Source organism: Pseudomonas sp. GW821-FHT05H12 (genome assembly GCF_059419385.1).
The window spans coordinates 152678-167219 of the sequence record NZ_JBWKRS010000003.1 but is presented as its reverse complement, the minus strand read 5'-3'; the positions used below and the strand labels follow the sequence as shown (position 1 = coordinate 167219).

14 protein-coding genes are annotated in these 14542 nt (G+C 59.3%); 12 read left to right on the top strand and 2 right to left on the bottom strand.

Annotation, left to right across the window (positions count from 1 at the left end; genetic code table 11):
- The first annotated feature begins 114 nt into the window (after positions 1-114).
- The 7 genes from AC07SU_RS04070 to AC07SU_RS04040 all read left to right on the top strand — a co-directional run bounded on the left by AC07SU_RS04070 (position 115) and on the right by AC07SU_RS04040 (position 5708).
- The gene (locus AC07SU_RS04070) at positions 115-753 is read left to right on the top strand and encodes a peroxiredoxin (protein WP_003195267.1); all 639 of its coding nucleotides are present in this window, start codon (positions 115-117) and stop codon (positions 751-753) included.
- A 280-nt stretch (positions 754-1033) separates the two neighbouring features.
- Positions 1034-1627, top strand: coding sequence for an NADPH-dependent FMN reductase (gene ssuE / locus AC07SU_RS04065; protein ID WP_176996843.1), 594 nt, complete (start codon positions 1034-1036; stop codon positions 1625-1627).
- 94 nt (positions 1628-1721) lie between these two features.
- The gene (locus AC07SU_RS04060; protein ID WP_494996273.1) at positions 1722-2690 is read left to right on the top strand and encodes a sulfonate ABC transporter substrate-binding protein; all 969 of its coding nucleotides are present in this window, start codon (positions 1722-1724) and stop codon (positions 2688-2690) included.
- 25 nt (positions 2691-2715) lie between these two features.
- Entirely contained in the window at positions 2716-3864 is a 1149-nt protein-coding gene (gene ssuD, locus AC07SU_RS04055; protein ID WP_071485087.1) for an FMNH2-dependent alkanesulfonate monooxygenase, read from the top strand.
- A 9-nt stretch (positions 3865-3873) separates the two neighbouring features.
- A complete protein-coding gene (gene ssuC, locus AC07SU_RS04050; protein WP_176996840.1) occupies positions 3874-4662 on the top strand; it encodes an aliphatic sulfonate ABC transporter permease SsuC in 789 nt (262 codons plus the stop codon).
- On the top strand, positions 4659-5465 hold the full coding sequence (gene ssuB, locus AC07SU_RS04045) for an aliphatic sulfonates ABC transporter ATP-binding protein (RefSeq protein ID WP_176996839.1): 807 nt from the start codon (positions 4659-4661) through the stop codon (positions 5463-5465). The genes ssuC and ssuB overlap by 4 nt, the downstream gene beginning before the upstream one ends.
- Positions 5466-5492: 27 nt before the next feature.
- Positions 5493-5708 carry a TOBE domain-containing protein gene (locus AC07SU_RS04040; RefSeq protein WP_003213899.1) on the top strand — a complete coding sequence of 72 codons (216 nt, stop codon included), beginning with the start codon at positions 5493-5495 and terminating at the stop codon, positions 5706-5708.
- Positions 5709-5828: 120 nt separating this feature from the next.
- Here AC07SU_RS04040 and AC07SU_RS04035 read toward each other — a convergent pair whose 3' ends face one another.
- Both AC07SU_RS04035 and AC07SU_RS04030 read right to left on the bottom strand, forming a co-directional pair.
- Entirely contained in the window at positions 5829-6458 is a 630-nt protein-coding gene (locus AC07SU_RS04035; RefSeq protein ID WP_176996838.1) for a TetR/AcrR family transcriptional regulator, read from the bottom strand.
- Positions 6459-6689: 231 nt separating this feature from the next.
- A complete protein-coding gene (locus tag AC07SU_RS04030) occupies positions 6690-8066 on the bottom strand; it encodes a glutamine synthetase family protein (RefSeq protein WP_176996837.1) in 1377 nt (458 codons plus the stop codon).
- Between the two features lie 278 nt (positions 8067-8344).
- On the opposite strand from AC07SU_RS04030, the gene AC07SU_RS04025 reads away from it, so the two are divergent.
- From AC07SU_RS04025 to AC07SU_RS04005, 5 genes are all read left to right on the top strand, one after another.
- On the top strand, positions 8345-9124 hold the full coding sequence (locus AC07SU_RS04025) for a gamma-glutamyl-gamma-aminobutyrate hydrolase family protein (protein ID WP_494996272.1): 780 nt from the start codon (positions 8345-8347) through the stop codon (positions 9122-9124).
- Positions 9125-9163: 39 nt separating this feature from the next.
- Positions 9164-10522, top strand: a complete 1359-nt coding sequence (locus AC07SU_RS04020) for a glutamine synthetase family protein (RefSeq protein WP_016978997.1) — start codon at positions 9164-9166, stop codon at positions 10520-10522.
- A 58-nt stretch (positions 10523-10580) separates the two neighbouring features.
- Entirely contained in the window at positions 10581-11945 is a 1365-nt protein-coding gene (locus tag AC07SU_RS04015; RefSeq protein WP_494996271.1) for an aspartate aminotransferase family protein, read from the top strand.
- A 194-nt stretch (positions 11946-12139) separates the two neighbouring features.
- Positions 12140-13234, top strand: a complete 1095-nt coding sequence (locus AC07SU_RS04010) for a polyamine ABC transporter substrate-binding protein (protein WP_176996904.1) — start codon at positions 12140-12142, stop codon at positions 13232-13234.
- Between the two features lie 151 nt (positions 13235-13385).
- The gene (locus tag AC07SU_RS04005) at positions 13386-14480 is read left to right on the top strand and encodes a polyamine ABC transporter substrate-binding protein (RefSeq protein WP_494996270.1); all 1095 of its coding nucleotides are present in this window, start codon (positions 13386-13388) and stop codon (positions 14478-14480) included.
- The last annotated feature ends 62 nt before the right edge of the window (positions 14481-14542 follow it).

Sequence of the window (14542 nt, the reverse complement as noted above, 5' to 3'; positions counted from 1 at the left end):
GTGAACAGATTTTTAATATTCCTTTATCGTCTAGATAAATCGATATTTATTCTTTTTAAATAATCCGCAATGCATGCACAGTGGGCTCCATAAGCACTCACCAGGAGCCACACCATGAGCCTAAGACTGGGCGACATCGCCCCCGACTTTGAACAGGATTCCAGCGCCGGCAAGATTCGTTTCCACGAATGGCTGGGCGATAGCTGGGGCGTGCTGTTCTCTCACCCGGCGGACTTCACTCCGGTGTGCACCACGGAGCTGGGCTTTACCGCCAAGCTCAAGGATGAATTTGCCAAGCGTGGCGTCAAGGCCATCGCCCTGTCGGTCGACCCGGTGGATTCACACCACAAGTGGATCGAAGACATCAACGAAACCCAGAACACCGTCGTCAACTTCCCGATCCTGGCCGATGCCGATCGCAAAGTGTCGGACCTGTACGACCTGATCCACCCGAATGCCAGTGACACCCTCACCGTGCGTTCTTTGTTCGTGATCGACCCGAACAAGAAGATCCGCCTGACCATCACCTACCCGGCCAGCACCGGCCGCAACTTCCACGAAATCCTGCGGGTCATCGACTCGCTGCAGCTGACCGACAACCACAAGGTCGCCACGCCCGCCAACTGGCAGGACGGTGATGAAGTGGTGATCGTGCCGTCGCTCAAGGATGAGGAAGAGATCAAGAAACGCTTTCCAAAGGGTTACCGCGCGGTGAAGCCGTACCTGCGGCTCACCCCTCAGCCTAATCGCTGAGATCGCTATCGCCGGCAAGCCGGCTCCTACAATGCGATCACCTGTAGGAGCCGGCTTGCCGGCGATAGCAATATTTCTGACGAATCACATAGCAGGGGTTTTCAGGCCGTTTCGACGGCCTTTTTTTTCGCCTGTAGATGCTTGAATCTCATATGCACTTTAAGAATAAACAAATGAAAAAATAAGATTTATAGATATATAAATGTGCTGATAAGGTCTGTTCCATCTTGGCGACATCGCCACACAGCGAACCGCCGACACTTGCTCAAGGAATACCTGCATGCTGGTCGTAACACTTGGAGGCAGTCCCAGCCAGCGTTCCCGCTCCGGGGTCTTGCTGGATAAAACCCGTCAGTGGCTACAGCAAAAAGGCGTGGAAGTGGTGAGTTATCAGATACGGGACTTCCCGGCCGAAGACTTGCTGCACGCACGCTTCGACAGCCCCAAAGTCATCGACCTGTTGCAGCAAGTCGCCAACGCCGATGGCCTGGTGATCGCCACGCCGGTGTACAAGGCCTCGTTCTCCGGGGCGCTGAAAACCGTGCTGGACCTGCTGCCCGAACGCGCCCTGGCCCACAAGATCGTCTTGCCGATGGCCACAGGCGGCAGCATCGCCCACATGCTGGCGGTGGACTACGCCCTGAAGCCGGTGTTGTCCGCGCTCAAAGCCCAGGAATTGCTCCACGGCATCTTTGCCGAAGACAGCCAGATCGCCTATGGCGAAGGCAGTGCCCAGGCGCAATTGGTGCCGGTGCTTGAGCACCGTTTGCACGAGGCCCTGGAAACCTTCTACAGCGCCATGGCCCGTCGCCCGAAACCGCTGGACCCCCATGTGTTGAATGAACGTTTGTTGAGTGCTCGCTGGAGCATCTAAGCCTTACCGGATTTTGTAGTACTCACCTTACTCAGCCGCCAACGGCCAAGCAGGTGCAGCCAACCCCCTAAACGCACTATTTGGAGAGAGCGCCATGCGCACTGTCATCTTGCGTCGTGGTCTGGTCGCACTGTTTGCTGCGGCTGTGTCCTTCGGCGCCATTGTTCAAGCCCACGCTGCCGAAACCCTGCGGATCGGTTATCAGAAATACGGCACCCTGGTGCTGCTCAAGGCCAAGGGCACGCTTGAAAAGCGCCTGGCTGCCCAAGGCGTGAACGTGCAGTGGACCGAGTTCCCTGGTGGCCCGCAACTGCTCGAAGGCCTGAACGTCGGCTCCATCGACTTCGGCGTCACCGGCGAAACACCGCCGGTATTCGCCCAGGCCGCCGGTGCCGACCTGCTCTACGTCGCCTACGAACCGCCAGCACCGACCAGCGAAGCGATCCTGGTGCCCAAAGACTCGCCGATCAAATCGGTGGCCGAGCTCAAGGGCAAGAAAGTCGTACTCAACAAAGGCTCAAACGTGCACTACCTACTGGTACGTGCGCTGGAAGACGCCGGCCTCAAATACACCGACGTGCAGACCGTATTCCTGCCGCCCGCCGATGCCCGTGCCGCGTTTGAGCGTGGCAGTGTGGACGCCTGGGTGATCTGGGACCCGTACCAGGCCGCTGCCGAGAAGCAGCTGCAAGCCCGCACCCTGCGTGACGGCACCGGCATTGCCGACAACCACCAGTTTTACCTGGCAACCAAACCCTACGCCGAAAAACACCCGGAAGTGATCAAGGCACTGGTGGAAGAAGTGCGCGCGGTGGGCGAATGGTCCAAAGCCAATCCACAGGAAGTCACCGAACAAGTTGCCCCGCTGCTCGGCCTGCCGGCTGACATCACCTTGACCTCGGTGAAACGCCAGGGCTACGGCGCGCTGTTCCTGACCCCGGAAGTGGTCGCCGCCCAGCAAAAAATCGCCGACAGCTTCTACCAACTCAAACTTATCCCCAAACCCTTGAATATCAAGGACGTCATCTGGACGCCACCCGCCGCCGTTGCCAAAGCGCCGTAATCCGACTTCTTCAGGAGACAACTCCATGAGCCTCAATATTTTCTGGTTCCTGCCTACCCACGGCGACGGCCATTACCTTGGCACCGCCGAAGGCGCTCGCGCCGTCGACCACGGTTACCTGCAGCAAGTGGCCCAGGCCGCTGACCGCCTGGGCTTCGGCGGGGTGCTGATCCCTACCGGCCGCTCCTGCGAGGACTCGTGGCTGGTAGCCGCTTCGCTGATCCCGGTGACCCAGCGTCTGAAATTCCTCGTTGCCCTGCGCCCCGGGATCATTTCCCCGACGGTAGCGGCGCGTCAGGCCGCAACCCTGGACCGCCTGTCTGGTGGCCGTGCGCTGTTCAACCTGGTGACCGGCGGTGATCCGGAAGAATTGGCCGGCGATGGCTTGTTCCTCAGCCACGAAGAGCGTTACCAGGCCTCGGTGGAGTTCACCCGTATCTGGCGCCGTGTGCTGGAAGGCGAAACTGTGGATTACGACGGCCAGCACATCAGCGTAAAAGGCGCGAAATTGCTCTACCCACCGATCCAGCAACCGCGTCCGCCGCTGTACTTCGGCGGCTCGTCCGAAGCCGCCCAGGACCTGGCGGCCGAGCAAGTGGAAATGGTGCTGACCTGGGGCGAGCCACCAGCAGCCGTCGCGGAAAAAATCGAGCAGGTACGCGCAAAAGCCGCGAAGTTGGGACGCACTGTGCGCTTTGGCATTCGCCTGCACGTGATCGTGCGTGAAACCAACGACGAGGCGTGGAAAGCCGCTGACAAACTGATCTCCCACTTGGACGACGACACCATCGCCCGTGCCCAGGCCTCCCTGGCGCGCTTCGATTCCGTCGGCCAGCAGCGCATGGCGGCCTTGCACGGCGGCAATCGCGACAACCTCGAAGTCAGCCCCAACCTGTGGGCAGGCGTCGGCCTGGTGCGCGGTGGTGCCGGCACGGCGCTGGTGGGCGATGGCCCAACCGTTGCGGCGCGGGTCAAGGAATACGCAGCGCTGGGCATCGACACCTTCATTTTCTCCGGTTATCCCCACCTGGAAGAATCGTATCGGGTGGCCGAACTGCTGTTCCCGCACCTGGACATCGAGCGTCCCGAGCTGCCGAAAAGCGCCGGTTACGTCAGCCCGTTCGGCGAGATGGTCGCCAACGACATCCTTCCCAAAGCTGCGTCACAGAGTTGAGGCGCCGCCATGAACTTTGAAAAATTAAGCCATCGCGTGGCCCCTTGGGTGCTGCCGATCCTGTTGTTGGCGATCTGGCAGTTGTCGGTGTCAGCCGGTTGGTTGTCGACGCGCATTCTGCCGGCCCCCAGTGCGGTGATCGAAGCCGGGATTAACCTGGTGCGCAGCGGCGAAATCTGGACGCACCTGGCGATCAGCGGCTGGCGTGCGGGCCTGGGGTTTGTGATCGGTGGCAGCATCGGTCTGGCCCTGGGCTTTATCACCGGCTTGTCGAAGTGGGGCGAACGCCTGCTGGACAGCTCGGTGCAGATGATTCGCAACGTGCCGCACCTGGCGCTGATCCCGCTGGTGATCCTGTGGTTCGGCATTGACGAGACGGCGAAGATTTTCCTGGTCGCCCTCGGCACGCTGTTTCCGATCTACCTGAACACCTACCACGGCATCCGCAACGTCGACCCGGCGCTGGTGGAAATGTCGCGCAGCTACGGCTTGTCCGGTTTCAGCTTGTTTCGCCAGGTGATCCTGCCGGGCGCGTTGCCGTCGATCCTGGTGGGCGTGCGCTTTGCCCTGGGCTTCATGTGGCTGACGCTGATCGTGGCGGAAACCATCTCGGCCAGCTCCGGCATCGGTTACCTGGCAATGAACGCCCGTGAATTCCTGCAGACCGACGTGGTGGTACTCGCCATCGTGATGTACGCCATCCTTGGCAAGCTGGCCGACCTGGCGGCACGCGGCCTGGAGCGTGTGTGGCTGCGCTGGCACCCGGCTTATCAAGTGAATAAAGGAGGTGCGGCATGACGGCTCAACAACCTCCACGCCTGTTGAAAGGTATCCCGCTGGCGGTGCGCAAGTTGCGCAAGGCGTTTGGCACGCGGGAAGTGCTCAAAGAGATTGACCTGCATATTCCTGCTGGCCAGTTCGTGGCCGTGGTTGGCCGCAGTGGTTGCGGCAAAAGTACCTTGCTGCGCCTGCTGGCCGGTTTGGACAAAGCCACCGGCGGCGAGCTGCTGGCCGGCTCCGCGCCCTTGAGCGAAGCGATTGAAGACACGCGGTTGATGTTCCAGGAAGCGCGCTTGCTGCCGTGGAAAAAGATCATCGACAACGTGGGCCTTGGCCTCAAGGGCAACTGGCGCCCCCAGGCGTTGGAAGCCTTGGAAGCTGTCGGCTTGGCCGAGCGCGCGAATGAATGGCCAGCGGCCTTGTCCGGTGGCCAGAAGCAGCGCGTGGCCCTGGCCCGCGCCCTGATCCACCAGCCGCGTCTGTTGCTGCTTGATGAGCCGTTGGGCGCGCTGGATGCCTTGACCCGCATCGAGATGCAGCAACTGATCGAAAACCTTTGGCAGAAGCATGGTTTCACCGTGTTGCTGGTGACCCACGACGTCAGCGAAGCCGTGGCGATTGCCGACCGGGTGATCCTGATCGAAGACGGCGAAATCGGCCTCGACCTGGTCGTCGACCTGCCGCGTCCACGTGCTCGGGGTTCACACCGCCTGGCTGCGCTAGAGGCCGAAGTGCTCAACCGCGTGCTGTCGTTGCCGGGCTCGCCGCCGGAACCCGAACCTGTTTCACCGCTGCCTACGCAACTGCGTTGGGCTCAATAACTCACTCGTCCCTGAAGGAAGAACACCATGACTATTAAAGCCATCAACGTGCGTAACCAGTTCAAAGGCACCATCAAGGAAATCGTCGAAGGCGACGTACTGTCGGAAATCGACGTGCAGACTGCGTCCGGCATCGTCACGTCGGTGATCACGACTCGCTCGGTCAAAGAGCTGGAACTGGTGATTGGCAGCGAAGTGATTGCCTTCGTTAAATCCACCGAGGTGTCGATCGCCAAGTTGTGATTGGCGGCGTTCCTGAGGCCCTCATCGCGGGCAAGCCCGCTCCCACATTTAAAGGCATTCCAAATTTGGAATTCGGTCAAATGTGGGAGCTGGCTTGCCTGCGATGAGGCCAGTCCAGGCTCAACGCTTGGGCAAATAGGCTGGCAAATACAGCCCCACATACGCATCAAACACCCGCATCCCTTCCTCCGCCATGCGCGGCGTGATCAGCCCATGCTGATGCACCGAGCGCGCGTACACGCGGTCGCTCAGTTCCAGCGCCAGTGCAAACACATCCACATCGGTTGGCAGTGTCGGCACGTTGAAATGGCGGTTGAACACCGCAAACATCAAGTCGCCCAATTCCAGATCATGCTGGCGGTCCGCCTGGGTCACTTCCGTCAGGCCGTGCTGCGCCAGGATCAACTGGCGGGCGGCGGCGTCCTGCTCGTAGATGGTGAGCATGCGGTGTTCGACGATATAGGACAGGTCCCGCCAGTGCTTGAGTGATTCATGGTCGATGGGTGCCTGGATGGCGGCCCGGAATGCCGCGTGCACATCGGCGGTCAGTGCTTCGAGAAGGGCCGGCACGCTGGCGAAGAAGTGGTACACCGACGACGGCGGAATCTGCGCCCGCTCGGCCACGCTGTAGATCGACAAACCGGCCACGCCTTCGGCGGCCAGCAAGGTGCGGGCGGCGTCGAGAATCGCGTCGATCCGGGCCTGGCTGCGGGCGCGGGGTTTGCGAGGAGCGGCGGGGCGGGTGGTCATGGAAGTCTCCTACAAGGCAGCGGGCATTGTATGAGCAGGAGGATGTGTTGTCTTCAAGGCCGCCATCGCAGGCAAGCCAGCTCCCACAGTGGACTGCATTTCAAAGTTGGAACTCGGTCAACTGTGGGAGCTGGCTTGCCTGCGATGAAGTCACCTCGGTCTACCTGGAAAAACCCATAAAAAAACGCCGCAGGCCAAAAGCCTGCGGCGTTCTTTCAATACAACCAACCCTTACACGGTGTGCAGGTACCAGTTGTACTCAAGGTCGGAGATGGAGTGTTCAAACTCTTCCAGCTCACTTTCCTTACAGGCGACGAAGATATCGATGTATTTAGGATCGATGTACTTGGCCATCACTTCGCTGTCGTCCAACTCGCGCAATGCATCGCGCAGGTTGTTCGGCAGGCTCTGCTCGTTCTGCTCGTAGCTGTTGCCTTCCACCGGTGCGTTGGGCTCGATCTTGTTGGTCAGGCCGTGGTGCACGCCTGCCAGGACCGAAGCCATCAGCAGGTAAGGGTTGGCGTCGGCACCGGCCACACGGTGTTCGATACGCACCGCGTCGGACGAACCGGTCGGTACGCGAATCGCCACGGTGCGGTTGTCCAGGCCCCAGCACGGCGAGTTCGGCACGTAGAACTGTGCGCCGAAACGACGGTAGGAGTTGACGTTGGGGCACAGGAACGCCATTTGGGCGGGTAGGGTCTCGAGCACACCGCCGATCGCGTGACGCAATGCGGCGTTCTGCTCGGGATCCTCGCTGGCAAAGATGTTCTTGCCTTCCTTGTCCAGGATCGAAATGTGCACGTGCAAACCGTTGCCTGCCTGGCCTGGGTAAGGCTTGGCCATGAAGGTGGTGTCCATCTCATGGTCGTAGGCGATGTTCTTGATCAGGCGCTTAAGCAGTACGGCGTAGTCGCAAGCCTTGATCGGGTCGGCCACGTGGTGCAGGTTCACTTCGAACTGCGCCGGGGCACTTTCCTTGACGATGGCGTCGGCCGGGATGCCTTGCTCTTTGGCACCTTCCAGGATGTCCTGGAGGCAGTCGACGTATTCGTCGAGGTCGTCGATCAGGTAGACCTGTGTCGAGTGCGGGCGTTTGCCGGAAATCGGCGAGCGGGGCGGTTGTGGGCGGCCGTTCACGTTCTCCTGGTCGATCAGGTAGAACTCAAGTTCGAAAGCGGCGCAGATGGTCAGACCGAGGTCGTCAAATTTGCTTACAACTTGGCGGAGCACTTCGCGCGGATCGGCGAAGAAAGGTTCACCTTCAAGTTCGTGCATGGTCATCAGCAGTTGCGCGGTAGGGCGCTTTTGCCAGGGTTCATTGCACAGGGTGTCAGGGATCGGATAACAGATTCGGTCAGCATCACCGATGTCCAGACCCAGGCCGGTGCTTTCCACCGTCGAGCCGTTGATATCCAGGGCAAATAAAGAGGCAGGCAGGTTAATGCCCTTCTCGTAAACCTTGTGGAGGCTGGTGCGTTCGATGCGCTTGCCGCGCACCACACCATTCATATCCGCAATTAGAAGGTCTACGTACAGAACCTCAGGATGATCCTTAAGGAACGCGTTCGCTTCGTTAAGCTGAACGGCACGCGGGGGTACCGACATGATGCAACACCTTTGTTGTTAAAAATATCAATCATTGATCTTTTCTGGTTTCAGTCAACCCGAACGGCATGCCGAAGTCAAGCGAGGCCTTTTTTGCCCTAAAAAAGCGCCTCGAAGGCTTTTTTGGGGCTTTTTGGGGCAGTTTTTTGGGTTTGGGCGGCTTGGGACTAGCAGGCTTGAGCGGGCCGTGTTGTATTTTTTACGGGGGTGTTGTGTAAAAAAATGAACAAGGCTAAGCTCGATTCAAACCCATAACAGCAATAATACCGGGGTGCTTCATGTCTCGCCTGCCGTTAATCGGCGTCACCGCCTGCTCCAAACAGGTCGGTCTGCATGCTTATCACATCAGTGGCGACAAATACGTCCGTGCAGTGGCCACCGCTGCCAAGGGCTTGCCATTGATCATTCCGTCCCTTGGGCATCTGCTCGACCCGGCCAATATTCTTGACGGTCTGGACGGCATCCTGTTTACCGGTTCTCCCTCCAATATCGAACCCTTTCACTACGACGGTCCGGCCAGCGCGCCCGGGAATGCTCATGATTCTGCACGCGACCAGACCACATTGCCGTTGCTGCGCGCCGCGATTGCGGCAGGCGTTCCCGTGCTGGGCATCTGCCGGGGCTTCCAGGAGATGAACGTGGCGTTTGGCGGCAGCCTGCACCAGAAGGTTCATGAAGTGCCGGGCATGATGGATCACCGCGAAGACGACACCCAGCCACTGGACGTCCAGTACGGCCCGGCGCACGCCGTGGCGATCTCCCCGAATGGGGTATTGGCAAGCCTGGGGTTGCCACAGACGATTGAGGTCAACTCGATCCACGGGCAGGGCGTTGACCGCCTGGCGCCCGGGCTTGTGGTCGAAGCGACGGCGCCGGACGGCCTGATCGAAGCTTTTTCGGTGAAACAGGGCAAGGCTTTTGCTTTAGGAGTGCAATGGCACCCCGAATGGCAGGTAAGCTCTAACCCGCACTACCTAGCGATCTTCCAGGCATTTGGCACCGCCTGTCGAAAGCGGGCGATGCAACGCGACGCGGATGCTGCGTCAACCAACGCCTGACCTTTAATGGATGTCAGGAAACCCAGCCCAGAGGCATTTATGAGTAACAACCTCGACCAGCTCACCGATTGGTTGAAAGACCACAAGATCACAGAAGTCGAATGCATGATTGGCGACCTCACGGGCATCACCCGGGGCAAGATCTCGCCGACCAACAAGTTCATCGCCGAGAAAGGCATGCGCCTGCCCGAGAGCGTTCTGTTGCAGACCGTGACCGGCGACTATGTCGAAGACGACATCTATTACGAACTGCTCGACCCGGCCGACATCGACATGATCTGCCGCCCCGACCAGAACGCCGTGTACCTGGTGCCTTGGGCCATCGAGCCGACCGCCCAGGTGATCCACGACACCTACGACAAGCAAGGCAATCCGATCGAGCTGTCGCCGCGCAACGTGCTCAAGAAAGTCCTCAAGCTCTACGCCGACAAAGGCTGGCAGCCCATCGTGGCGCCGGAGATGGAGTTCTACCTGACCAAGCGCTGCGAAGACCCGGACTTCCCGCTGCAACCGCCGATTGGCCGTTCCGGGCGCCCGGAGACTGGTCGCCAGTCCTTCTCTATAGAAGCGGCCAACGAATTCGACCCGCTGTTCGAAGACGTCTACGACTGGTGCGAACTCCAGGAGCTGGACCTCGACACCCTGATCCACGAGGACGGCACGGCGCAGATGGAAATCAACTTCCGTCACGGCGATGCGCTGTCCCTGGCCGACCAGATCCTGGTGTTCAAGCGCACCATGCGTGAAGCCGCGCTCAAGCACGACGTGGCCGCCACCTTCATGGCCAAGCCGATGACCGGCGAGCCCGGCAGCGCGATGCATCTGCACCAGAGCATCATCGACATCGCCACCGGCAAGAACGTCTTCTCCAATGAAGACGGGACCATGAGCCAGCTGTTCCTCAACCACATTGGTGGCCTGCAGAAATTCATCCCTGAATTGCTGCCGTTGTTTGCCCCCAACGTGAACTCGTTCCGCCGCTTCCTGCCGGACACCTCGGCGCCGGTAAACGTGGAGTGGGGCGAAGAAAACCGCACCGTGGGCCTGCGCGTACCGGATGCCGGCCCGCAGAACCGCCGCGTGGAAAACCGTCTGCCGGGCGCCGACGCCAACCCGTACCTGGCGATTGCCGCCAGTTTGCTGTGTGGCTACATCGGCATGGTCGAAGGCCATAACCCGAGCGCGCCGGTGGTCGGCCGTGGCTACGAGCGCCGCAACCTGCGCCTGCCGCTGACCATCGAAGACGCCCTGGAACGCATGGAAAACAGCAAGACCATCGAGAAATACCTGGGTCAGAAATTCATCACCGGCTACGTCGCGGTCAAGCGGGCCGAGCATGAAAACTTCAAGCGCGTGATCAGTTCATGGGAGCGGGAATTCCTGCTCTTCGCCGTCTGATGCGCCGGGCGGGCCGTGGGAACGGCTCGCCCTCACCTGAAACATCTAGGAGATTGGTATGTCCAGCAACAACCCGCAAACCCGTGAATGGCAAGCCTTGAGCAGCGATCATCACTTGGCGCCGTTCAGCGATTTCAAGCAATTGAAAGAGAAGGGCCCACGGATCATCACCAAAGCCCACGGCGTTTACCTGTGGGACAGCGAAGGCAACAAGATCCTCGATGGCATGGCTGGCTTGTGGTGCGTGGCGATCGGTTACGGTCGCGATGAACTGGCTGACGCTGCCGCCAAGCAAATGAAAGAACTGCCGTACTACAACCTGTTCTTCCAGACCGCCCACCCGCCTGTGCTGGAACTGGCCAAGGTCATTTCCGACGTCGCACCGGCCGGCATGAACCACGTGTTCTTCACCGGTTCTGGCTCGGAAGGCAACGACACCATGCTGCGTATGGTCCGCCACTATTGGGCGATCAAGGGCCAGCCAAACAAGAAAACCATCATCAGCCGCAAGAATGGCTACCACGGCTCCACCGTGGCCGGCGCCAGCCTGGGCGGCATGACCTATATGCATGAACAGGGCGACTTGCCGATCCCGGGCATCACCCACATCGCCCAGCCGTACTGGTATGGCGAAGGCGGCGACATGAGCCCGGAAGAGTTCGGGATCTGGGCCGCCAACCAGCTGGAAGAGAAGATTCTGGAAGTCGGCGTGGACAATGTCGGTGCCTTCATTGCCGAGCCGATCCAGGGTGCCGGCGGTGTGATCGTGCCGCCAGACACCTACTGGCCGCGCATCAAGGAGATCCTCGCCAAGTACGACATCCTGTTTGTCGCCGACGAAGTGATCTGCGGTTTCGGCCGTACCGGTGAGTGGTTCGGTAGCGACTTCTACGACCTCAAGCCCCACATGATGACCATCGCCAAGGGCCTGACCTCGGGCTACATCCCCATGGGTGGCCTGATCGTGCGCGACGAAGTGGTTGCCGTGCTCAACGAAGGCGGTGATTTCAACCACGGCTTTACCTACTCCGGTCACCCGGTGGCGGCCGCGGTCGCCCTGGAAAACATCCGCATCATGCGCGATGAAAAAATCGTCAGCCGTGTCCACGAAGAAACGGCACCGTATTTGCAGAAACGTCTGAGGGAACTGGCTGATCACCCGTTGGTGGGTGAAGTGCGCGGTGTGGGCATGCTCGGTGCGATTGAGCTGGTGAAGGACAAAGCCACGCGCAAACGCTACGAAGGCAAAGGTGTGGGCATGATCTGCCGCACGTTCTGCTTCGAGAATGGCCTGATCATGCGCGCCGTGGGCGACACCATGATCATTTCGCCGTCGCTGGTGATCAGCAAGGCTGAAATCGACGAGCTGGTGACCAAGGCTCGCCACTGCCTGGACCTGACTTTGGCGGCATTGCAGGGCTAAGTGCTAGGCTCAGTGCGCAGCGGCTTTCGGGCGCTGTGTGCTGAGCGGTTTTAAATGAGGCTTTGGTTGAAAGCCGGCCTCGGAACTTGCCAGACTGTCGCCCTGTTTTGTTGCCCTTAGACGGGCCGCTTAACGATGAAGAACGTGGCCCAAAAAAGAAAAAATTGGAGCATCACCAAATGAAGGCATTAGGTTTGAAGAACGCTGGCAAGACCCTCCTCGCCTTGTCCCTGATGGGCGCAATGGCGGGCGCGGCCCAGGCAGACAATAAAGTGCTGCACGTGTACAACTGGTCCGACTACATTGCACCGGACACCATCGCCAACTTTGAAAAAGAGTCGGGCATCAAGGTGGTGTACGACGTTTTCGACAGCAACGAAACCCTGGAAGCCAAGTTGCTGGCAGGCAAGTCCGGTTATGACATCGTCGTACCGTCGAACAACTTCCTCGCCAAGCAGATCAAGGCCGGTGTCTACCAGGAGCTGGACAAGTCCAAACTGTCCAACTACGACAACCTGAACAAATCCCTGCTCAAAGCCGTGTCGGTCAGCGACCCGGACAACAAGCACGCCTTCCCGTACATGTGGGGCTCGATCGGCATCGGCTACAACCCGGAGAAGGTCAAGGCCGCACTGGGTATCGACAAGATCGATTCGTGGGACGTGATCCTCAAGCCGGAAAATCTCGCCAAGCTCAAAAGCTGCGGCGTGAGCTTCCTCGACTCGCCAACCGAAATGCTGCCAGTCGCGCTGCATTACCTGGGCCTGCCGACCGACACCCAGAAGAAGGCTGACCTCAAGCAAGCCGAGGACCTGTTCCTCAAGCTGCGCCCTTCGATCGGCTACTTCCACTCGTCCAAGTACATCTCGGACCTGGCCAACGGCAATATCTGCGTGGCCGTGGGTTACTCGGGTGACGTGCAACAAGCCAAGTCCCGCGCGGCTGAAGCCGGTGGCAAGGTCAAGGTTGCCTACGACATTCCGAAAGAAGGCGCTGGCAGCTTCTATGACATGGTCGCCATCCCTAAAGATGCCGAAAACGTCGACGCCGCCTACAAGTTCATGAACTACCTGCTCGAGCCTAAAGTGATGGCCGGGATCACCAACAGCGTACGTTTCCCGAACGGTAACGAAAAAGCCACTGCACTGGTGGACAAGGACATCACCAGCGACCCGGGCATCTACCCGCCAGCTGACGTGCAAGCCAAGCTCTACGCCATTGCTGACTTGCCGGCTGCAACCCAGCGTGAAATGACACGCAGCTGGACCAAGATCAAATCGGGCAAGTAAGCCTTAAAACAGTAGGAGGGGCAGGTTGACTGCCCTTCTTACACATTAAATGACAGAAAGTTTTGCCGGATCGGTTTATCGAGGGTAAGTTGCGCGCCGGTTTTGTTGCCGGGCAACAACTTTGGGCCCAACTATTTAAGAGGACCTCCACTTGCCAATTTCTTTATTTCGCAAAGCCTTGCTGGTGGGCGCAGGTATCACGCTGGCGTTGAGCGTGCAGGCCGCACCGACTGTGCATATTTATAACTGGTCGGACTACATTGGCCCCGACACCCTGGCCAACTTCGAAAAGGCCACCGGCATCAAGCCTGTGTATGACGTGTTTGATTCCAACGAAACCCTGGAAGGCAAGTTGTTGGCCGGTCGCACCGGTTACGACGTGGTCGTGCCGTCCAACCACTTCCTCGGCAAGCAGATCAAGGCCGGGGCGTTCCAGAAGCTGGACCGTTCATTGCTGACCAACTATTCCAACCTGGACCCGGTGCTGCTCAAGCGCCTGGAAAAAAACGACCCGGGTAATCAATACGCCGTGCCGTACCTGTGGGGCACCAATGGCATTGGTTACAACGTCGATAAAGTGAAGGAAGTGCTGGGCGTCGACCATATCGACTCCTGGGCCGTGCTGTTCGAACCGGAGAACATGAAGAAGCTGGCCAGTTGCGGCGTATCGTTCATGGACTCGGCCGATGAAATGCTGCCGGCGGTGCTCAACTACATGGGCCTGAACCCCAACAGCACCAACCCTGAAGACTACAAGAAGGCCGAAGAGAAGCTGCTCAAAGTGCGGCCCTACGTGACCTACTTCCATTCGTCCAAATACATCTCGGACCTGGCCAACGGCAACATTTGCGTGGCGGCAGGGTTCTCCGGTGATGTGTTCCAGGCCAAGGCCCGTGCGGCTGAGGCGGGCAAAGGCGTGAACATCGCCTACGTGATTCCCAAAGAGGGCGGCAACCTGTGGTTTGACGTGCTGGCGATCCCGGCGGACGCAGCCAACGTCAAAGAGGCCCACGCCTTCATCAACTATTTGCTGAAACCTGAGGTGATCGCTCAGGTCAGTGATCAAGTCGGTTACGCCAACCCTAACCCTGGGGCGGACAAACTGATGGAGCAATCGATACGCACCGACACAGCGGTTTACCCACCGCAGGCGGTTCTCGATCGGACATTCGTCAACTTCGAGTTACCCCCGAAAGTGCAACGTTTAATGACCCGTAGCTGGACCAAGGTCAAGACGGGCAAGTAAGGCTCAAACTATCCAAGGTTCGCCCGCCTCGGGCGCACAGAATTTTTTGTTGGGAGTTTCGT